Here is a 20,084-nt window from a genome sequence, read left to right as displayed (position 1 = left end):
GGAACCGGTTCCCAACCATCCGGTCAACCCATATTATTCCTAAACTGGAATCTGGGGTTGTCCGGTGGTTCTAATACTATGATACGAGGAGGTAAGAGAATGTACTGGTCCCAAAAAGGTCCTGTTAATACTGACGAGACTATTGCCCTGGCGGTGAAGAGGGCGCGGGAGTTATCCATTGACCACATCGTGGTGGCCTCCTGCAGCGGGGCAACGGCAAAAAAACTTATCGGCAAGGTCCCCCATGTGGTCTGCGTAACCCACCACGTGGGCTTTACCGCCCCGGGAGAGGATGAAATGCCCCCCGGCGTGCGCGAAGAACTGACGGCCAGGGGAGTACGCCTGCTCACCACCACCCATCTCATGGGCGGGCTGGATCGGGGGGTGCGGAACAAATTCGGCGGCGTTTATCCCGCTGAAATCATTGCCCAAACCCTGCGCATGCTGGGTCAGGGTTTGAAGGTATGTGTGGAAATCGCCGTCATGGCGCTTGACGCCGGGCTGATCCCGGCGGGCAAAGAGGTGGTGGCTGTTGCCGGAACAGGAACGGGTGCCGATACCGCCGCGGTAATTCTTCCTGCCCATGCCAACCGCTTTTTTGACACCAAGGTTAAGGAAATTATTTGCAAGCCCAGAGAGTTTTAACGTCTAAATAAGATAACACAATAAGCTCTAGACAGAGAATTATGTCATCACAATTATAAATTTGGGTTAAAAAATTTTTTTGTTTAGCAGGAAAGTGCCCTGCGTTTCAAGAATAAGTGTAAGTATATCATTTTTTGTACGGGGAGGATCTTCATGGGCAAGAAAATTACCGTTACGGTCATCAAAGCGGATGTAGGAGGTTGTGTAGGACATTCGTCCGTCCACTCCGCCCTGATTGAAAAGGCCCAGGGCATGCTTAAGGGTAGCTCCCTCCTGATAGACTCCTATGTAACCCATGTAGGCGACGATATTAACCTGATTATGACCCACGAACTGGGCCGGAATAACGGTGAAATCCACCAGCTGGCCTGGGATACTTTTGTAGCCTGCACTGAAATAGCCAAGAAACTGAAGCTTTACGGCGCTGGCCAGGACCTGCTGGCCGACGCCTTTTCCGGCAACATCAAGGGTTTAGGTCCCGGAGTAGCGGAAATGGAGTTTGAAGAGCGCAAAAGTGAACCCATTATTATTTTTATGGCCGACAAGACGGAACCGGGAGCCTGGAACCTGCCCCTGTACAAAATTTTTGCCGATCCCTTTAACACCGCCGGGCTGGTCATCGACCCCAGTATGCACGACGGGTTTATTTTCGAGGTGCGGGACCTGATTGAAAACACCCGTGTTACTTTCTCGGCCCCCGAGGAAATATATGACATGCTCGTTTTCATCGGCGCTCCCGGACGTTACTGCATCAAGCGCGTTTTTCATAAGAAATCGGGAGAAATTGCCGCCGTATCCAGCACCCAGCGGTTAAATCTGATGGCCGGTCGCTACGTAGGCAAGGACGACCCGGTGTGTATCGTACGCTGCCAGAGCGGTATGCCGGCGGTTGGGGAAGTGCTGGAACCCTTCACTAAACCCCACCTGGTCAGCGGCTGGATGCGCGGCTCTCACAGCGGTCCTCTGATGCCGGTAGGCCTGCAGCAGGCCACCCCATCCCGTTTTGACGGCCCGCCCCGGGTTGTCGCCCTTGGCTTCCAGCTGGCCGAAGGCAAGCTTATTGGTCCCCAGGACTTCTTTGCCGACCCGGCCTTCGACCAGGCCCGGCAAATAGCCAACGAAATTGCCAGTTACATGCGCAGTCTGGGCCCCTTTGAACCCCACCGGCTGCACCTGGACGAAATGGAATACACCACCATGCCCCAGGTATTGAAAAAGCTAAAGGATCGTTTTGAAAAACTCCGCTAAACCATTGAACTGGGTAGATATAGGCTGCTAACATCAGACCTCTCACCCACCGGACGTGCATGTCCGCATCCGGCAGTTCGCCAAGCCCGACGGATTGCCCTGTAGCATTTGGTTAGACTGAGCAGGCCCTGAGCCCACCTGCAGGCGGTGCTCAGGGCTCTGTTATTTTTTGTTTACTTTAATATCTTATCTTCATCCAGAGCGGCAATGCCCGCCTCGCTGAAACTGGCCATCTCGTTAATCACCCGGCAGGCCGCCTCCACCAGGTGCATAGCCAGGGCCGCACCGGTTCCTTCACCCAAACGCATATTCAGGTAAAGCATGGGTACCAATCCCAGGTGCTCCAGCATCAAACGATGGCCCTGCTCGCCGGAAAGATGGGACGCAATCATGAACTCCTTTACCCTGGGCTGTAGGCCGGCCGCCACCATGGCCGCTGCAGTGGTAATAAAGCCGTCGATGACCACGGGTACCCGCCGGGCGGCCGCCCCCAGAATAACGCCGGCCAGGCCGCCAATCTCCAGCCCACCCACCTTGGCCAGCACGTCCAGAGCGTCTGCAGGATCGGGCCGGTTCACTTCCAGCGCCCTAGTTACCACTTTTATCTTCTGGCACAGAACCTGGTCGTTGACCAGGGTGCCCCGGCCGGTAACCTCCTCGGGGGCATAACCACCCAGCACCGCGGCAATAGCACTGCTGGGAGTGGTGTTCCCGATGCCCATATCGCCAAGGCCAATCAAAGTTGCTCCCCGGTCGATCTCCCCCTGGACCACCTCGATACCCACTTCCACCGACCGTACCGCTTCCTCCCGGGTCATGGCCGGGCCGCAGGCAATGTTCCCCGTCCCGGGACGCACTTTCCGGTTCAGCACGCCTGGGTAATCTACCGGCACCGCTACCCCCACGTCCACCACCACCAGGCGAGCGCCGGCCAGCCGCCCCAGCACGCCAATACCGGCCACCCCCGTGAGGAAGGCTGGAATCTGCTGGTGGGTGATCTCCTGGGGCGCCACACTCACTCCCTCGGCTACCACCCCGTGGTCCCCGGCCATAATGATAATCACCCGGTCGCCAACCACAGGGCGGGGTTTGCCGGTAATACCGGCCAGTTGGACGGCCAGCTCTTCCAGCCGGCCCAGGCTGCCGGGTGGTTTGATCAGGCTGTCCAGCCGTTTTCGGGCTTCAGCCATAGGCTCCGGGTATAGCGTTCCCACTTCGGCAATGGTCTTTTCCAGCAACAAAACGATCAACCTCCCACATATTAAAGTTCAGGTTAACAGGTTAAATTAAAAGCCCACAGCCCGAACTAGGCCGTGGACTTTACCATCATCCAGCGGTGAAAGAATCAGCAGGCAGGTCTCCTGGCTCCGGATCCTCACAACCAGCCGCCTTCCCAGCCAGCACTCACCAGTGATATGGTTAAACCATGCTATAACATTTTCATTGCTAAAACAAGTGCCATCGCATGTATCAGCTCATCAGTGAGTTATCCCACTTTCCAACCTAGCCTGTTTTGGCTCTCGCTCGCTCCGGTGACCCAGCACTAACCGGATCCATATACCTGCCCGGAGATTGAAAGCCTATATTAGGCATCAATCATCCTATCAAAGAACTCCGGTATCAGTGAGTGCTGGGGGGCCAAACTAATACTCGGCTCAAAGCTCCGGCAGGCTTCCCGGCAAATTCGGCATCCTGCCTCAGCTGTCGGCCTCGGGCATCCATGCCCTCGGGCCTGCCTTGCTTTTCGCCTTGCTAAGTTTGGCTGGCCGCTCGGCTCAAGTCGCTCGCTACCCAGCCAAAACCGGCTGAAAAACTGGGGATACTTCAGCAGATCATCAGTGAGTGCCGTGCCAGTGGCTTATAACATGGAGGTTGCTCCCCGATCACAGTGGCGGGACCGCTCAGGATTTTCACCTGATTCCCTATTCTCCCCCGGTTTAAAACGGGGGCACCTGCTGATGTTTAATATTTGCCTGTTGATGCAGTTATTAGTTCGACGTGCCCGGATATTTTTCCTGCCATGAATCTGAAATTAAAATTTACCTGTATTACTTTACCGGGCGATCAAAATAAATGTTCTTGCCCGTAGCGGAAATGGGAATACCCACCACGATGGGACCCTGGAGTAAACCCATCTGGCGGGCAACCGTACCCACCCGGTACATGATCCGGTTGTCGGCGTTAAATAGGCTGGCCGTTTTGGCCGCCGAACCCAGGGCAATGCCCACGTCCAAAAGACGCCAGGCGCATAAGGGGCCAGGGAATTCCGGGCCCTCCCGGGCTTGCAAATCCTCACACCGGCTAAAACCACAGGCCCCGCAGTTCAGGCCCAAAGGCTTGTTTTCCGTGAGGGAAATGAGTACTACCGCGTCTGACCGGCGCACATTATCGGCATCCCGGTCGAAGTTGGCCTTCCCCCGTTCCTTTCCAAAGCGTTCCATTTCATCGGCCAGCCGGGAGAGCTCTTCTCCCGACAGCACCCGGGTACCCACATAATCCTGGCCCAACCCCTTGGGAGCGGTCCGGGCCGACAGGGCCATCAGCTGGGCAACCATTAACATAGCCTCGCGCACTACCATCACCTTTCCTGATTGCATTAATTTCCCGGGATAATATCCAGTTCTCCCTCTTTATTGAGACGGGCTTTAAAAGAGCCCATTTCCTGCGTAAGAATCATGCGGCGCTGCCCCACCTGCACCACAGACCCCGGGAAGGCCCGCTTTACTCTGATTACCCCGGCCGCCCCTACCCGGACCACCGGAGGCACCCCCAGGGTGCTGCCCAGTTCTTCTATCTCGGCGTTGCCCTCACAAAAGACCTCCCCGCCTTTGAAAGAACCTTTGACCACTACATCCTGCCCGGCATTAATAGTGGTATTGACACAGCCCCGCTGGGTCACATAGACGCTGCCGGAACTCTGGATGGTGGAACTCATGGCCGAAGGGATCACCACATCGGCCGGATTTTCAGCAGTTTCCTGCAGCAGGGCGGCGGCAGATTCCACATCCCTGGTTACATCGCTAAAACTTTTTACCGTCAGGGGATTCAGCCCCACCAGACAGTTTAAGGAACGGCAGCATCTGGCTACTTCATCGGGCACCTCTGCCCTGATGGCAGCAATTTCCCGCATGGTGCTTTTTACCAGGGAACGCAGGTTTTTAAATTTTGTATCCATCAGGGTCATAAGAACCCGCCCGAAGTCTACCCGGTCCAAATTGTTTTCCTGGTGCCGCTTTAACTGCTCCACGGCCTGCTTGAGAAGGTCCAGGTTGGATTGAATGTCCCGGAGCATGAAGGAAAGCTTTTTAGCCCCGGGAAAACCGCTACCGGCCCGCAGTTTACTGCCGATCACCCCCCGGTGTACCTGCAACTTGCCCCCGCTGATCACCGTGGCCCGGGTTACCAGTCCGGTGATTTCTACACAGCCGGTAGCCTGAACTTTCATGGCCTCGCAGACATTGCCCAGAATTTTCAAGTCCCCTTTAAACCTGATGTTACCGCTTTTAATGCATACATCCCCTTTGTGAACCAGCAGGGGGTCAACATTAAAAACATAAGTGTTCCCGGCCTGTTTATACCAGGGCCGCCCGTTAACCAGGGCCACCACCCGGGTACCGTTTTCCTTTAGTTCCACCCCTTTTCCCGCCCGCAACTCCAACAGCCGTGGCGGCGGGGGAGGGAGATCCTCGCCGGTCACGGCCCTGCCTGGCAATCCGGGCTGCGGAGGGTGCTTTACTGCCAGCAAGGCCCCGGATTCCACAGAGACAATGGTACTGGTTTCCCGGAAATCAACGCGCTTATCCTCGTCCACAGCCCTTTCGAAAAGCGTTCCATCATCAAAAAGCATTTCCAGCCGCTCATCCACACCCGGTTGCGGAGGCTCCCCTTCCGCCACCAGCAGCGGCTCCGGCTGGGGGCTCGTAGCAAACGAGATTACCGCATCATCTTTGATTCCGAAAACCACTCCTGCCGCCTGTAGCGCTTTATAAACCGCTTCCGGATCCAGGACGGTAACTTCCCCCGGAGCAGAAACATAAGCTTTCATTTTATCCTCGCTAATGGTTACCTTCACGCTCCGGTACTCATCGACCATTATTCCCTCCCCCCAATGCCGCTACACAACAGCTATTTAATATATTTTTTCGGAACGTCGCGGTGAAAAATAAGGAGGGCAAGTAATTTTCCTTTAAAAATAAATTTCGCTTCTCTTCGAGGATTTCCTGCCAGACACACCGCTTAATTCCAAACGGCAATATAAAGTGAGGATTTGAGTAAATTTTTGTACCATGGGGCAGGAATTTTTTCTTCCCGCTCGAAATAAATCAAGTTAAAGGCCTGTTCTTAAGGAGGGGGAAAACATGTACCACCCGGGAGAAATTAAAACGCCCGGACTGGAACTGCTCCTGGTTTTCCTGCGCTTGCTCTATTTCACCGGCACCATATTGCTGGTGGCCGGAATAGGCGTTGTTCTACAGGCACCCGCCGTAGTCACCGGCGTTATGGCCGGTATTGCCGCCTGTATCCTGCTGTCAAGCGGCCTCTTTGAGGTAATCACCTATCGTTGTCCCCACTGCGGGAATGTCACCCGTACCATAAAGGATTTCGGTTCCTACCGTTGCTCCCACTGCCAGCAAGCCAGCTATATCAGAGGCATGTAAAAAACGAAGGTCCCCCGGCGGGGACCAAATTTATTTTAAACCGGTGCATGGAGAAAAGGAACGACACCATAAACCGGCTTTCAGTAAACCAGCGCCCGGTTCCAAACGTCATCGAAATTATTCCCTACGGCCACCACAACACCATCCACGAAGGCCAGCCACTGACCCTGGCACTGGACCAGAATAACCCCCTCAGCCGCCATACCCGCACCTCCTCCCGGATAAAAAATTTTAGGCCACCCCAACCGGGTGGCCTGTCCTGTCAGCTAAACTAAATTTGGACAAAACCATCAGGTTGCAGGCGAGAAAAAGGCAATGACAAAAAGGCCGCGCATTTGCATGCCCGACCGGGTCATGGTAGTCATGCCGTTGATAATACTCGCCAGCAACATGCACAAAAAACCTCCTTACCCAAAATCAGTATACCACCAAATACCTCTGCAGACAAGGGGTAATTAAGCCGATTCCGCCTTTTCCCGGGAAAAAGATAACACATCCGTATAACCAGTCCTGGCTTCCCCGGGAACGGGAAAATCCTCCTCCCCGTACTTGCGTTGTTTTCCCGGCAAGGAACTTATGTTCATGAGATCATACCATAAGCAGTAACCCAGCACTCCCTCCAGGGCCCAATAAATGCCCATGGCCTTTAACAGGAGCGGCCGGGCCAGGACGGCCAGTGCTACACCCCCTATTATGCGGGCCAGCCGGTCCGTGGAACCTACGTTTTGTTTTAGCCGCATGCTCATTCACCTCGCCTTTAGCTTGCGCCCCGGCATAACAAACTATGCAAAACGCATTAAAAAACAGCCCTGGATAAACACTAAGGGTAATCTTGAACGGGCGCGGACAACGCGTGCCTCAGGATACTGCCATTAAGATGGAAGTGCCGAAATTAGGAGGGAACCAGAAGTGGAAAATGCCGCCCGAATACCTGCCGGCCATTGTGAACCCGTCCCCCAGCCGGAAGAAGAAAAAGTCGGGATCTGGATTAACGACCGGCCCGTAAAAGTACCCAAAGGGATGAATTTGTTGGAAATCTGCCGCGCCGAAGGTATCGATATCCCCAGCCTTTGCTACCTCCCGGGCGTCCACGAAGCTGGCATATGCCGTGTCTGTCTGGTGGAAGTGGAAGCCAACGGCAGAAGAACCCTGCAGGCTTCCTGCGTTTACCCGGCCAGCGAAGGCATTAAGGTTTACACCCACAGCCCCCGGGCCAGGCGGGCCCGGAAAAGGGTGGTCGAGCTGTTGCTCACGGAACACGAGGGGGAATGTCCCACGTGTGTGCGCAATCTCACCTGCGAGCTGCAACGCCTGGCCGATGAAATGGGTATCCGCAGGGTAAGGGCTACCGGGGAACGGCGCCGTTATCCTGTAGCCAATAAAAATCCCTTTATCATCAGGGACTATAACAAGTGCATCAGATGCCGCCGCTGTGAGGCGGTTTGCCGGGAGGTACAGGGGGTTGGCGTTCTGGGCCCGCGCAACCGGGGTTTTGACCTGGTCATCGGCCCGCCTTTCGGCAGGGATCTGGGCGAGGTAGATTGCATCTGCTGCGGCCAGTGTGTAATGGCCTGCCCCACCGGCGCCCTCACCGAAAGGGAATATATCGATGAGGTATGGCGGGCCATTGAAGATCCGGATAAATTTGTAGTGGTACAGACCGCCCCGGCCATCCAGGTCACTCTGGGAGAAGCCTTTGGCCTGGGAGTGGGAACGGTTATACGGGGCAAACTGGCCGCTGCCCTGCGGCGACTGGGTTTTGACCGGGTCTTTACCACCGAACTGGCCGCGGACCTGACCATTGTGGAAGAAGCCCACGAGCTGCTGGAGCGACTGAAAGGGCACGGCAAACTGCCCCTGATCTCTTCCTGCAGTCCGGGATGGGTGAAATTCTGCGAACACTTCTATCCCGAATTTGTGGACAACCTGAGCACCTGTAAATCCCCCATGGAAATGTTTGGCGCCCTGGCCAAGACCTATTATGCGGAAAAAGAAGGCCTGGATCCGAAAAAAATGGTGGTAGTGGGGGTAATGCCCTGCACGGCCAAAAAATTTGAGGCCGCCAGGCCAGAACTGGTCACCCGGGGTTTAAGGGATGTGGATTACGTTTTGACTACCCGGGAACTGGCCCGGATGATCCGTCAGGCGGGCATCCGGTTTGATGAATTGGAAGATGAGGAATTCGACCAACCCCTGGGGTTGTCCACCGGAGCCGGCGTTATTTTTGCCGCCACCGGTGGGGTCATGGAAGCAGCCATACGCACCGCTTATGCCCTGGTGGAAGGCAGGGATTTGCCCACCCGGCTGGAATTCCGGGAATTCCGCGGACTGCGTGGCATAAAGGAAGCACGGCTTAAACTAAAGGACCAGACCCTGCGCCTGGCCGTGGCCCATGGCACCAGGAACGCCCGTCGCCTGCTGGAGCGGATCAAGAGGGGAGAAAAATTTCATTTTATCGAGATTATGGCCTGCCCGGGAGGATGTGTGGGCGGAGGAGGTCAACCCATCCTGGGACGATTGAACCGGCGGGAAGCAAACATGGTTGAACGCCGCATGCAGAGGGCCCAGGCATTGTACAAAATAGATTTAAACAAAGAGTTTCGCCGCGCCCATGAAAACCCGGCGGTACAACAAATTTACCGGGAGTTTCTCGGTCACCCCTTGAGCGAAAAGGCTAAAGAGATTTTGCATACCCATTATATTCGCCGGGTAAGAACGGATTACCGCTTGCTACATTAGAGAAAAGGCATCCTTATCCCGGGCAAAATGTAACGTCAGGAACACCCGGCTTAAAAAACCGGGATTTTTCGTTGTCAGGCAGAGAATGGACAGGTAAACTATAAACATCGGGGAAAACCCGTCTTATGCCTTTTTGCAATAGTTTTCCTGCTACCTTCAGGCCTGCCAGTACAAGGACGAAAATAGAAGAGAACACCCTACTTTTATGGCAGCATTTGAAACCTGTAATCCAGCGCTGTAAAATATTTTGCGGAGGTTGTTCCATGCATCGCAAGCTATTGCCCCTCCTCCCCGGCGCCGTTATTGGCAACGGCCGCATGCTGGCCACCATTAAAAATACCGGGGAACTCTACCGCTTGTTCTGGCCGCACATTGACCAGGCACAGCATCTCGGCCAGTTTATCGTAGGTGTCCGCCAAACCGCCCCCGCCCCGGAAGGGGTCTGGTGGCTGCATGAGCCCCCCTGGCACGGCGAACAGCATTACCTGAACGAAACCCCCGTGGTTCTAACCTGCAGGCGCCGGGACGACGTGGCCCTTTTAGTGGAACAGGCCGATTTTATTCTGCCCGATGAAGATGTACTTGCCCGCCAGTACCGGTTGACCAATCTTTCCGACCGGGTACGCACTCTTAATTTAGTGGTCTACTGCACCTTTCTCATTGACGAATCAGCTCTTTACGATACCATGTACCTCGAATTAACCCACCAGACGCTAATCCAATTCCGCCGCAACATTTTTCTGGCCTTAAGGGCCCCGGGTCACCCCCTGGTGGGATACCATACCGGCCGCCGGGACACCCCCGGCGATCCTCTTGAACCGGCTAGCCGGGGCGAATTTTACGGCGATTCTTCCACCCTGCGCGCCGGAGCCGGAGCCGTGGCCTGGGAAATGGGAGAGATTTTGCCCGGGGAAACCCGTGAATTGACCCTTTACCTGGCCGCCGCGTCCAGTGAAGCTGCCGTTCTTGAGCTGCTCTCCAGGGTTTCCGGTAAATCGGGACAACAGTGGCGTGAAGAAACGGCCGGTTTTTGGGAACGCTGGCTGAATCACCGGCCCTTACCGGGGGAAGAGGGGGAAGAGCACGGCGCTTTTCGCCGGTCCCTGATGGTTTTAAAACTCCTGACCAACCGGGAAACGGGCGGCAGCATTGCAGCCCCTGAATTCGACCCCTTTTATACCGGTTGCGGCGGGTACGGCTATTGCTGGCCTCGGGACGGCATGTATACCGCCCTGGCCTTTGATGAGGCCGGCTATCACCGGGAAGCCCGGGAATTCTACCGTTTCGCCTCCCGGGTGCAGAATTCCGATGGAAGCTGGCAGCAGCGCTACTTTACCAATGGTTTTTGGGCCCCCACCTGGGGAAAACAAATTGACCAGGTAGGAGCGGTTTTATGGGGCTACCACCACCACTTCAAACTGACCCGGGACAGGGAATTCTTGCAGGAAATCTGGCCTTCAACTTTTTTAGGTGCCGCTTATCTGGTGGAACACCTTTCCCCAAACGGGTTGCCTGAACCGGGGCTGGACCTGTGGGAAGACAACTTTATCCAGAGCACCTACGCAGCGGCGGCAATCTACGGGGGACTGAGAGGTGCCGCGGCCCTGGCCGGAAGCATCGGTGCACCCGAAAAGGCAAAAAAATGGAGCGAGGCAGCGGAAACTGTACGGAAATCCATTCTCACCCACCTCTGGAATCCAGACCGGCAGTGCTTCCTGCGGGGGATCAACCGACGGGTTAGCTGCTACGATTACCAGTGCGCCCTGGACCGGGGCGAACAGGCCTGGAAGGACAAGGAACCTCCTGGGTTATATGAAATTTACTGGGTGGAAAAGGACACCCGCATTGACTCCTCCCTTCTGGGCCTGGTGTTCCCCTTCCGGGTACTCGAACCCGGCCATCCTTTAATGGATTCCACTGTGAAAAATATTACCCGGGTGCTGGGTAACAATCGGGTAGGGGGCGTTCATCGCTATGAATGGGACGGTTACCGGGGCGGAAACCCCTGGATATTGACTACCCTCTGGTTGGGAATCGTCCACGCCCTGCGGGGCGAGCAGGATACTGCCCGCGCCCTTTACCGCTGGGCACTGGATAATGCCGGACCCACCGGTCTGTTACCCGAACAGGTGGACAAAGAACGGGGCGGGCCGGCCTGGGTAATACCTCTGGGCTGGTCCCACGCCATGTTTATCCTCCTGCACCTCGCCCTACAGGGAAAACTTTCGTTTGCGAAAGAAAAGTAATTCTGGGTCTTTTATTGAAGAGGTGAGTTATGTTGCCGGGAGAAATAGAGCAGTTAAGGCACATCCCCATTTTTGCCGGGCTCTCCGATGAGCAACTGGCGGAAATTGCCCGCTTAATCCTGGACAGAAAATACCGCAAAGGGCACATTATTTTTATGGAGGGGGAGCCCGGGGAAGCGGTTTATCTTTTAAAATCCGGACGGGTAAAAATCTACAAACAGGATGAAGAAGGGCGGGAACACATCCTGCACTACATCAACCCGGGCGAGGTTTTTGCCGAAGTAGTCCTTTTTGATGGCGGCGAATACCCGGCCTGCGCCGAAGTAGTGGAAGATGCCCATGTGGGTCTGATCCGCAACCGGGATATGGACGCGCTCATTTTGAAAAATCCTTCCATTGCCCTTGCCCTGCTGAAGATTATGGCCCGGCGCCTGAGGGTATCCCAGCGACAGATCATGGAACTGGCCTTAAAAGATACCACCCGCCGTTTGGCCAGTGTGCTCCTGGAACTGGCCCGGGAACACGGTAAGCCGGAAGAAGAGGGTATCCGTATCACCATGCCCCTGACCAACCAGGAACTGGCCAACCTGGTAGGCACCTCCCGGGAAACGGCCAACCGCATTTTGGGCGAACTTCGCCGGGACAAGGCCGTTGCCGTAACCCGCCAGGGCATTGTGGTATTTAAGGAACGTTTAAAAACCTGGCTTTAATTGATCAGGAAAAAACCACAGCCTAAAAAAGCTGTGGTTTTCATTCCCTAACTACTCACTTTTTTAATGCTGCTTGAGTCTTTCCAGCTCCTCCAGCAGCCTGTCGTTTAACACCCGAATGTAGGTGCCCTTCATACCCAGGGACTTGGATTCAATCACCCCGGCGCTTTCAAACTTACGCAGGGCATTGACAATTACCGACCTGGTGATGCCTACCCGGTCGGCAATTTTGCTGGCCACCAGCAGGCCCTCGTCCCCGTCCAGCTCCTCGAAAATATGCTGCACGGCATCCAGCTCGGAGTAGGACAGGGTGCCCAGGGCAATCTGCACCGCGGCCCGCTTGCGGGCCTCTTCTTCCATGCGGTCGGCCCGGGCCCTCAGGATTTCCATTCCTACTACGGTGGCCCCGTACTCGGCCAGGATTAAATCCTCGTCGGTAAAGTTGCTGCCAAACCTCGCCAGGATAAGGGTTCCCAGGCGGGAACCGGCTCCCACGATGGGAACTACCGTGGTTACCTTGTTGTTGAACTTGCAGCGCTGGTTGTGATTGAACACGCATGCATTTACAGTCTGGCAAAAGTTGGCCTGTGTTTCGTTAATGCGCAACAGGTATTCGTTATATTCTTCGGGGAAACCCTCGGGGGACTCCACCATTTCACGCATGATCTCACAGCTAAAACCTTTCATAAAGGCATAACCTAGAGCCTTGCCCCGCCGGTCGATAATGTAAACATTGCAACCTATATTTTCACTTAAGGTAACCGCCATCTCTTTATAATCTACCGGATAACCGGCGGATTTTTGCAGCAGTTTGTTCAATGCACGGGTTTTTTCCAGAAGATTGCGCATGCCTGCCTGCACTCCTTTCTTATAAGATGTAGCGACTCAGGTCTTCGTTCTTTACTATGTCGCCTAGTTTTTGCTGGACATAATCCCGGTCGATGGTAATTGTTTGTCCCTGTAATTCCGGTGCATCAAAGGACAGATCTTCCAGCAGCTTTTCCATAATAGTATGCAACCGCCGGGCACCTATGTTTTCGGTTTGCTCATTTACAGTATAAGCGATTTTTGCGATTTCGACAAGAGAATCTTGTGAAAATATCACGTTGACACCCTCAGTAGCTAAAAGGGCGGTATATTGCTTAATTAAGGCGTTTTCCGGCTCGGTCAGAATTTGTAGAAAATCCTCTTCTGAAAGGCTCGACAACTCGACGCGAATCGGGAAACGCCCCTGCAGTTCGGGAATAAGATCCGAAGGCTTGGCCGTATGAAAGGCCCCGGCAGCAATAAAAAGGATGTGGTCGGTTTTCACCGGCCCGTACCTGGTCATCACCGTTGAACCTTCCACAATGGGCAGAATGTCCCGTTGCACCCCTCCCCGGGAAACGTCGGGCCCGGCTCCCCCTTCCCGGCTGGCAATTTTGTCGATCTCGTCCAGGAAGATAATCCCGTGCTCCTCCGCCCGGCGCACGGCATCGGTGGTCACTTCGTCCATATCAATCAGCTTCTGGGCTTCCTGCTGGGTGAGAATCTTCCGGGCTTCGGCCACCGTTACCTTGCGTTTACGCTTCTTTTTGGGGAAAATGCCCCCCAGTACGTCCTGGATGTTGATGCCCAATTCTTCCACCCCGGAACCGGTGAACACCTCCAGGGTGGGGATGGTGTTATCTTCTACTTCGATTTCCAGGTATTCGTTTTCCAGCTCGCCCCGGGCCAGTTTCTGCCGCAGGGCTTCCCGCTCGAACTGCACCCGCTTGATCCGGCTTTCCTGCATGGGATCGGTTTCCCCGCTTTGCCGGGTCACGCCGCCAAAGGCGCTTCCCAAAATGGCCTCGATGGGATTGCGGGGCGTTTCCTGGCGGGGCAGGGGGGCGAGCAACTCGATGATCCGCTCTTCGGCCATTTTAGTTGCCCTGTCCATGACCTTTTCCATTTTTTCCTGGCGTACCATGCGGATCGATGTCTCCACGAGATCCCGGACCATGCTCTCCACGTCCCGGCCCACATAACCCACTTCCGTAAATTTGGTGGCCTCCACTTTGATAAAGGGGGCCTTCACCAGTTTGGCCAGACGGCGGGCAATTTCGGTTTTCCCCACTCCCGTGGGGCCAATCATCAGGATGTTCTTGGGCACCACCTCATCCCGCAACTCCTCGGGCAGGCGGCTGCGGCGGTAGCGGTTGCGCAGGGCGATGGCCACGGCCCTTTTAGCTTCCTTTTGCCCGATCACGTATTTATCCAGCTCGGCCACGATCTGGCGTGGAGTAAGGTTTTCCATCCCTGCTCTCTCCTTAATAAAAATTACAGCTCCTCCACAGTAATGCGGTCGTTGGTATAAACGCAAATGCCCGCGGCAATCAACAGGGCTTCCCGGGCGATTTCCCCGGCGGAAAGATCCGTATGTTTGGCCAGGGCCCGGGCGGCGGCCAGGGCGTAGGGACCTCCCGAGCCAATGGCCGCAATCCCATCATCGGGCTCAATAACCTCCCCACCCCCGGAAAGGACCAGCAGGTGCTGCCGGTCGGCTACCACCAGGAGGGCTTCCAGGCGGCGCAAGAACTTATCCATGCGCCATTCCTTGGCCAGTTCCACGGCGGCTCGCTGGAGCTGGCCGTGATGGGCTTCCAGCTTTCCTTCAAACTTCTCAAATAAGGTGAAGGCGTCGGCTACGGAACCGGCAAAGCCGGCGAGCACCCGGTTATTGTGCAGGCGGCGAATCTTTTTCGCCTGGTGTTTCAATATAGTATGCTGGCCGAAAGTCACCTGGCCGTCCCCGGCCAGGGCTACCCGGCCATCCTTATGGACCGCCACAATAGTCGTGGAATGAAACATAAAGACCTTCCTTTCGCAGGCATCAACATATTATTGTATATTTTTTTGCTCTAAAATGCAACTTCAGGCCCTGGGCCGGGTAATCGTTCCGGTCGTGCCCGCGTTCTCGCTCCAGCTTTTGCATGAGTTCCTCGTCGGGTAGATATTCGAGAACCAGGACCAGGCGTTCCAAATCTCCCAGTTCGTCAATTTCCCGCCACCCAAAAAGTCGTTGTTGTGGTATAATAGCCATAAGGGAAACCTCCTCTGGTTCTTTTTTTGGGGATATAAAAAAGAATTCGCCAGAAAAGGAGGGTTCCCTTCTTATTTCTTCCCCTTTTTCGCTATTCCTTTGTTTTTCTTCTTTGGGGTCAATTTTGCTAAAACGCTCCCTGCCCATGCCCGCAACCCGCATAAATCCTGATCCGTGCCGGGGTAAAATATTTTTGCCACTGCCCTAAAACGGCCTATTCATCTCTACTTCCGAGCATCGCAATTGGCTCCTGGGGTGGGCACGGCGGTAAACTTCCTTTAATCGTTCCCTGGTGACATGGGTATAAATCTGGGTGGTGGACAGGCGCACGTGTCCCAGCAATTCCTGCACGGCCCGCAAATCGGCCCCGTTGTCCAGCAAATGGGTGGCAAAGGAATGGCGCAGCACGTGGGGGCTCACCTGCCGATCCAGGCATATCTGATGGACATATTTATCGATTATTTTCCTTACCCCTCGTACCGAAAGCCTCTCACCCCGGTAATTGAGAAAGAGGGCTTCCCCTGAGCGTGCAGTTGCCAGAGCCGGCCGGCCGGTCAGGAGGTAATTTTCCAGGGCCCGTACTGCAAACGCACCGACAGGCAGCAGACGTTCCCGGGCACCCTTACCGGCCACCCGTATGGTGGCACGGGTCAGATCCACGTCATCCAGGTTTAAGGCAACCAGCTCCCCCACCCGCATGCCGCCGGCGTAAAGGGTCTCCAGCAGTGCCCGGTCCCGCCGGCCCAGGGGAGTGTCGTCCGGGGGTGCCTCAACCAGGGCCCGGCATTCATCGGCAAAGAGAAACCGGGGCAACTTCCGTTCAATTTTCGGGGAAGAAAGGTGGCCGGCAGGGTTGGCGGTTAACACTTCTTCACGGGTTAGATAACGGAAAAAAGAACGCCAGGTGGCCAGTTTCCGGGCAATGGTGGCCCGGGAAAACCCCTGGGACTGCAGGTGGGCTAAAAAAGCCCGCAGCAATTGGCGATTGATGTCTTCGGGTAAAACCAGGTGATCGGGTTTTCCCAGAGCCCGGGCGAAAAAATCCAGACCCTGGAAGAGATCCCGCTGGTAGTTATCCAGCGTATGGGGGGAGGCGTTCTTTTCCAGCTGGAGATAGTAGATAAAGTTGTCTATGTACGGATACAACCGGTTCACTCTCCCTTTATATATCCACTTCCTGCTTCCACCTTTCCAGCATTTCCAGCGCCCGCTGGGCCAGGGCCAGGTTGCGCCTGCGCCGGTCCTTAATGTTTTCATCCAGGGGAAGGAATAAACCGAAGTTAACATTCATGGGTTGAAAATGCTTCGGATCCGCGCTGGTAATATAATGGGCCATGGAACCGTGGGCCGTCTCTGGAGGAAAAACCACGGGCCGCTGGCCCCGGTAAAGCCGGGCTGCATTGATACCGGCCATTAACCCGGAAGCCGCCGACTCCACGTAGCCCTCCACCCCGGTCATCTGCCCGGCCAGGAAAAGCCCGGCCCGTTTTTTGCACTCAAAGGTGGGATAAAGCAGGATTGGCGAATTGACATAGGTGTTGCGGTGCATCACGCCGAACCGGACGAATTCCGCTTCTTCCAGCCCCGGGATCATGCGGAAAACCCGTTTTTGTTCGTCCCACTTGAGGTGGGTTTGAAACCCCACCAGGTTATAAAGGGTACCGGCGGCGTTGTCCTGGCGCAGTTGGACTACCGCATAAGGCTGGCGGCCCGTGCGGGGGTCAATCAAACCAACCGGCTTTAAAGGCCCGTAGCGCATGGCATCCTTTCCCCGCCGGGCCAGCACCTCGATGGGCAAACAGCCCTCAAAATTAATCTCCTTTTCAAACTCCTTGCGGGGCGCCCTTTCGGCCGTGGCCAGGGCTTCCTGAAAACGCTCGTATTCCTCCCTGGTCATGGGGCAGTTGATGTACTCCCCTTCCCCCTTGCCGTAACGGGAGGAGCAAAAAACCCTGTCGAAATTGATGGAATCCCGGGTAACTATGGGCGCCACAGCATCGTAAAAATAAAGATACTCTATGCCGGTCAAATCCCTCAGGGACCTGGACATGGCTTCCGAGGTCAGGGGACCGGTGGCCAGAACCACTATGCCTTCCGGCGGAATATCAGTAACTTCTTCGCGGTAAACCTCCACCAAAGGGTGGCTTTCCAGGATCTCCGTAACTGCCCGGGCAAAACCTTCCCGGTCCACGGCCAGGGCACCCCCGGCCGGCACCCGGTATTTACCGGCACAGGCCATGATCAGGGAGTCCAGCCGGCGCATTTCCTCTTTTAACAAGCCCACAGCATTTTCCAGGGCTATAGCCCTCAAGGAATTGCTGCACACCAGCTCGGCAAAGAAGCCAGTGTGATGGGCCGGGGTAAACTTATGCGGGCGCATCTCGTAGAGCTTAACGGGTATGTTCCGCCGGGCCAGTTGCCAGGCCGCTTCCGCGCCGGCCAGCCCGGCACCTATAACCGTTACTGCCTCGGCCATTTAACTTCTTCCTCCAGTTCCGCGAGTTGCAGTGGGGCCTGATTTTTCCCCCGTCAAGGACAGCAAAGCATCGTTGTGCCAGGAGTCAAATGAAGGCTTTTCTTCCACCAGTTCACTCCCGGCAGTCACATCCCGCGCGGTTTCACCCCTGCCGACCCGGTACCGGCACTGCTCATTGACGCACTCCAGTTCCTCCTGTTCACCCCGTCCCCTTTTGATTACCAGAAGACCACCGCAGCGGGGGCATTTTTCGCCGGAGGGCTCATCCCAAACCACAAAATCGCAATCGGGGTAGCGGCTGCAACCGTAAAACTTGCGGCCCTTTTTACTGCGCCGCACCACCAGCTCGCCTTTACACTGGGGGCAGGGCACCCCGGTAGGCTCCAGCAGGGGCCGGGTGTTCCGGCACTCGGGAAAGCCGGGACAGGCCAGAAACTTCCCGTAGCGGCCCCTTTTGACCACCATATTGCGGCCGCACTGTTCGCAGATTTCCTCGCTGACTTCATCGGACACGGTCACCTGACCGATTTCTTCTTCCGCCCGGGCAAGAGTTTCCTGGAAGGGACCGTAAAAGTCCTGGATCACCCGCACCCAATCCATTTCCCCTTCCTCTATGCGGTCCAGGCTTTCCTCCATCTGAGCGGTAAACTCCACATCAATAATATCGGGAAAATGCTTTTTCAATAAATCTACCACTACCATCCCCAGCTCGGTGGGGACAAGCTGCTTTTTCTCCCGCACCACATATCCCCGCTTGATGATTGTTTCCAGAATGGGTGCATAGGTACTGGGACGGCCGATCCCTTTTTCCTCCAGCACCTTCACCAGGGTGGCATCGGTATAACGGGGAGGCGGCTGGGTGAAGTGCTGTTTCGGCGTAAGGGATTTGACCTCCAGGGTTTCCCCCTCGGAAATGGCGGGCAGAACCCCTTCCTCCTCTTTAGTTTCGTCATCCCGGGATTCCACATAAACCCGGGTAAACCCGGGGAACTTGACCACTGACCCGGTAGCCCTGAAAGTATAACGACCTCCGGTAATATCAATGCTGGTGGTTTCAATAACGGCCGGGTTCATCTGGCTGGCCACAAAGCGAGACCAGATTAATTTATAGAGCTTGTACTGATCCGGCGTAAGGTACTGCTTAATGGCCTCGGGTTCCCGTTCCACCGCGGTGGGCCGGATGGCTTCGTGGGCATCCTGCGCCCGTCCCCTAGCCGCTACCTGCCGTGGCTTTTCCGGGACATACTCAGGGCCAAATTTTTCCTGAATGTAAGCCCGGGCGTCCATTTGGGCCTGTACGGCCACGCGGGTGGAGTCGGTACGGATATAGGTAACCAGGCCCACGGGGCCCTCCTTACCCAGTTCCAGCCCTTCGTAAAGTTGCTGGGCCACCATCATGGTTTTGCGGGCGGTGAAATTGAGCTTGCGGTAGGCCTCCTGCTGCAGGCTGCTGGTGGTAAAGGGCGGGGCCGGCTGCCGGCTTTTCTCCTTGCGGGTAATTTTAATGACCCGGTAGGAGACTCCCTTTAGCTCCTTTAAGATTTCCTCGATCTGCGCCTGGCTGGTTATTTCTGCCTTTTTATCCCCAATCTTGTACAGTCTGGCCTCAAAGGGATCCTTTCCCCGGCAGGAAAATACGGCCGTTAAGGTCCAGTATTCTTCGGGAACAAAGGCGTTGATCTCCTCTTCCCGCTCGCAGATCAGCCGCACCGCCACGGACTGGACCCGGCCGGCTGAAAGACCTTTCTTGACCTTGCGCCACAACAGGGGGCTCAGTTTATAGCCGACCAGCCTGTCCAGTATCCGGCGGGCCTGCTGGGCATTCACCCGGTTGTAATCGATGGGCCGGGGTGCTTTTACGGCATTTTGCACGGCCTGCTTGGTTATTTCATTAAACTCAATGCGACAGGGCGTATTCTCGTCAATTTCCAAAACGTTGGCCAGATGCCAGGCAATGGCCTCTCCTTCCCGGTCGGGGTCGGAAGCCAGCAACACCCGGTCGGCCTTTTTTACCGCCGTCCTGAGTTCCTTAATGATTTCCCCCTTGCCCCTGATGGTAATGTACTTGGGCGCAAAACCGTGCTCTACGTCCACCCCGAACTGACTCTTGGGCAAATCCCGCACATGACCCATAGAGGCTTTGATGGTATATTTTTTACCCAATAACTTGCCGATGCTTTTTGCTTTGGCAGGCGATTCTACAATAACCAGCGTTTTGGACAAAGAAGGCCACCTTCTTTTTTTCCGGTTTAACCATTATATTAACCGCACGAATCTTCTTTAAAAAATGTATGAAGA

General features: G+C 55.4%; 18 protein-coding genes and 1 riboswitch. Of the genes, 6 read left to right on the top strand and 12 right to left on the bottom strand.

The features are described from left to right. Positions 1-99 precede the first annotated feature (99 nt). Positions 100-645 (top strand): pyruvate kinase alpha/beta domain-containing protein, encoded by a 546-nt coding sequence (locus J2Z49_RS09675; protein WP_307402548.1) that lies wholly within the window; start codon positions 100-102, stop codon positions 643-645. Between the two features lie 153 nt (positions 646-798). Beyond that, a complete protein-coding gene (gene fbp / locus J2Z49_RS09670; protein WP_307402547.1) occupies positions 799-1,893 on the top strand; it encodes a fructose-1,6-bisphosphate aldolase/phosphatase in 1,095 nt (364 codons plus the stop codon). Between the two features lie 173 nt (positions 1,894-2,066). Here the strand turns inward: fbp and cobT are convergent, their stop codons facing one another. From cobT to J2Z49_RS09655, 3 genes are all read right to left on the bottom strand, one after another. Continuing rightward, positions 2,067-3,134: a nicotinate-nucleotide--dimethylbenzimidazole phosphoribosyltransferase gene (gene cobT, locus J2Z49_RS09665; RefSeq protein ID WP_307402544.1), complete on the bottom strand. Its 1,068-nt coding sequence runs from the start codon at positions 3,132-3,134 to the stop codon at positions 2,067-2,069. A gap of 505 nt (positions 3,135-3,639) precedes the next feature. Then, positions 3,640-3,860: riboswitch (cobalamin riboswitch) on the bottom strand. 81 nt (positions 3,861-3,941) lie between these two features. Next, on the bottom strand, positions 3,942-4,472 hold the full coding sequence (locus tag J2Z49_RS09660) for a ferredoxin domain-containing protein (RefSeq protein WP_307402559.1): 531 nt from the start codon (positions 4,470-4,472) through the stop codon (positions 3,942-3,944). A gap of 17 nt (positions 4,473-4,489) precedes the next feature. Then, complete coding sequence (locus J2Z49_RS09655) at positions 4,490-5,986, bottom strand: DUF342 domain-containing protein (RefSeq protein ID WP_307402541.1); 1,497 nt, start codon at positions 5,984-5,986, stop codon at positions 4,490-4,492. Positions 5,987-6,251: 265 nt separating this feature from the next. Between J2Z49_RS09655 and J2Z49_RS09650 the strand changes: the two genes are divergently transcribed. Further along, a complete protein-coding gene (locus tag J2Z49_RS09650) occupies positions 6,252-6,551 on the top strand; it encodes a hypothetical protein (RefSeq protein ID WP_307402537.1) in 300 nt (99 codons plus the stop codon). 80 nt (positions 6,552-6,631) lie between these two features. On the opposite strand, the gene J2Z49_RS09645 is transcribed toward J2Z49_RS09650, so the two are convergent. Next, on the bottom strand, positions 6,632-6,754 hold the full coding sequence (locus tag J2Z49_RS09645) for a DUF5678 domain-containing protein (protein ID WP_307402534.1): 123 nt from the start codon (positions 6,752-6,754) through the stop codon (positions 6,632-6,634). Positions 6,755-7,006: 252 nt separating this feature from the next. Continuing rightward, a complete protein-coding gene (locus J2Z49_RS09640) occupies positions 7,007-7,291 on the bottom strand; it encodes a YgaP family membrane protein (protein WP_307402531.1) in 285 nt (94 codons plus the stop codon). Positions 7,292-7,460: 169 nt separating this feature from the next. Here J2Z49_RS09640 and J2Z49_RS09635 point away from each other — a divergent pair, with 169 nt between their 5' ends. The 3 genes from J2Z49_RS09635 to J2Z49_RS09625 all read left to right on the top strand — a co-directional run bounded on the left by J2Z49_RS09635 (position 7,461) and on the right by J2Z49_RS09625 (position 12,246). Next, positions 7,461-9,290, top strand: a complete 1,830-nt coding sequence (locus J2Z49_RS09635; RefSeq protein ID WP_307402528.1) for an NADH-dependent [FeFe] hydrogenase, group A6 — start codon at positions 7,461-7,463, stop codon at positions 9,288-9,290. Positions 9,291-9,553: 263 nt separating this feature from the next. Then, a complete protein-coding gene (locus tag J2Z49_RS09630; protein WP_307402527.1) occupies positions 9,554-11,536 on the top strand; it encodes a glycoside hydrolase family 15 protein in 1,983 nt (660 codons plus the stop codon). A 29-nt stretch (positions 11,537-11,565) separates the two neighbouring features. Then, on the top strand, positions 11,566-12,246 hold the full coding sequence (locus J2Z49_RS09625) for a Crp/Fnr family transcriptional regulator (protein WP_307402525.1): 681 nt from the start codon (positions 11,566-11,568) through the stop codon (positions 12,244-12,246). 63 nt (positions 12,247-12,309) lie between these two features. Here the strand turns inward: J2Z49_RS09625 and codY are convergent, their stop codons facing one another. From codY to topA, 7 genes are all read right to left on the bottom strand, one after another. Further along, positions 12,310-13,095: a GTP-sensing pleiotropic transcriptional regulator CodY gene (codY, locus tag J2Z49_RS09620; protein WP_307402522.1), complete on the bottom strand. Its 786-nt coding sequence runs from the start codon at positions 13,093-13,095 to the stop codon at positions 12,310-12,312. 19 nt (positions 13,096-13,114) lie between these two features. Then, complete coding sequence (gene hslU / locus J2Z49_RS09615) at positions 13,115-14,524, bottom strand: ATP-dependent protease ATPase subunit HslU (RefSeq protein ID WP_307402519.1); 1,410 nt, start codon at positions 14,522-14,524, stop codon at positions 13,115-13,117. 23 nt (positions 14,525-14,547) lie between these two features. Continuing rightward, positions 14,548-15,078, bottom strand: a complete 531-nt coding sequence (gene hslV / locus J2Z49_RS09610; protein WP_307402516.1) for an ATP-dependent protease subunit HslV — start codon at positions 15,076-15,078, stop codon at positions 14,548-14,550. A gap of 22 nt (positions 15,079-15,100) precedes the next feature. Further along, positions 15,101-15,310, bottom strand: a complete 210-nt coding sequence (locus J2Z49_RS09605; protein WP_307402514.1) for a hypothetical protein — start codon at positions 15,308-15,310, stop codon at positions 15,101-15,103. 204 nt (positions 15,311-15,514) lie between these two features. Then, entirely contained in the window at positions 15,515-16,456 is a 942-nt protein-coding gene (gene xerC, locus J2Z49_RS09600; RefSeq protein WP_307402512.1) for a tyrosine recombinase XerC, read from the bottom strand. Between the two features lie 16 nt (positions 16,457-16,472). Further along, a complete protein-coding gene (gene trmFO, locus J2Z49_RS09595; RefSeq protein WP_307402510.1) occupies positions 16,473-17,786 on the bottom strand; it encodes an FADH(2)-oxidizing methylenetetrahydrofolate--tRNA-(uracil(54)-C(5))-methyltransferase TrmFO in 1,314 nt (437 codons plus the stop codon). Continuing rightward, on the bottom strand, positions 17,787-20,009 hold the full coding sequence (gene topA / locus J2Z49_RS09590) for a type I DNA topoisomerase (RefSeq protein WP_307402507.1): 2,223 nt from the start codon (positions 20,007-20,009) through the stop codon (positions 17,787-17,789). It abuts the gene before it with no gap. Between the last annotated feature and the right edge of the window lie 75 nt (positions 20,010-20,084).

Origin of the sequence: Desulfofundulus luciae, from assembly GCF_030813795.1 — a bacterium.
GTDB classification, from domain to species: Bacteria; Bacillota; Desulfotomaculia; order Desulfotomaculales; family Desulfovirgulaceae; genus Desulfofundulus; species Desulfofundulus luciae.
Note: the sequence above shows the minus strand (reverse complement) of the source record. Positions and strands in the feature narration are given on the sequence as shown.

Bases quoted from the DNA above. Each gene is read 5' to 3' on its own strand.
- J2Z49_RS09645 (WP_307402534.1), bottom strand. From the start codon at position 6,754: ATGGCGGCTGAGGGGGTTATTCTGGTCCAGTGCCAGGGTCAGTGGCTG.
- J2Z49_RS09655 (WP_307402541.1), bottom strand. From the start codon at position 5,986: ATGGTCGATGAGTACCGGAGCGTGAAGGTAACCATTAGCGAGGATAAA.
- J2Z49_RS09650 (WP_307402537.1), top strand. From the start codon at position 6,252: ATGTACCACCCGGGAGAAATTAAAACGCCCGGACTGGAACTGCTCCTG.
- J2Z49_RS09675 (WP_307402548.1), top strand. From the start codon at position 100: ATGTACTGGTCCCAAAAAGGTCCTGTTAATACTGACGAGACTATTGCC.
- trmFO (WP_307402510.1), bottom strand. From the start codon at position 17,786: ATGGCCGAGGCAGTAACGGTTATAGGTGCCGGGCTGGCCGGCGCGGAA.
- hslU (WP_307402519.1), bottom strand. From the start codon at position 14,524: ATGGAAAACCTTACTCCACGCCAGATCGTGGCCGAGCTGGATAAATAC.
- fbp (WP_307402547.1), top strand. From the start codon at position 799: ATGGGCAAGAAAATTACCGTTACGGTCATCAAAGCGGATGTAGGAGGT.
- J2Z49_RS09640 (WP_307402531.1), bottom strand. From the start codon at position 7,291: ATGCGGCTAAAACAAAACGTAGGTTCCACGGACCGGCTGGCCCGCATA.
- J2Z49_RS09605 (WP_307402514.1), bottom strand. From the start codon at position 15,310: ATGGCTATTATACCACAACAACGACTTTTTGGGTGGCGGGAAATTGAC.
- J2Z49_RS09625 (WP_307402525.1), top strand. From the start codon at position 11,566: ATGTTGCCGGGAGAAATAGAGCAGTTAAGGCACATCCCCATTTTTGCC.
- J2Z49_RS09660 (WP_307402559.1), bottom strand. From the start codon at position 4,472: ATGGTAGTGCGCGAGGCTATGTTAATGGTTGCCCAGCTGATGGCCCTG.
- J2Z49_RS09630 (WP_307402527.1), top strand. From the start codon at position 9,554: ATGCATCGCAAGCTATTGCCCCTCCTCCCCGGCGCCGTTATTGGCAAC.
- hslV (WP_307402516.1), bottom strand. From the start codon at position 15,078: ATGTTTCATTCCACGACTATTGTGGCGGTCCATAAGGATGGCCGGGTA.
- codY (WP_307402522.1), bottom strand. From the start codon at position 13,095: ATGCGCAATCTTCTGGAAAAAACCCGTGCATTGAACAAACTGCTGCAA.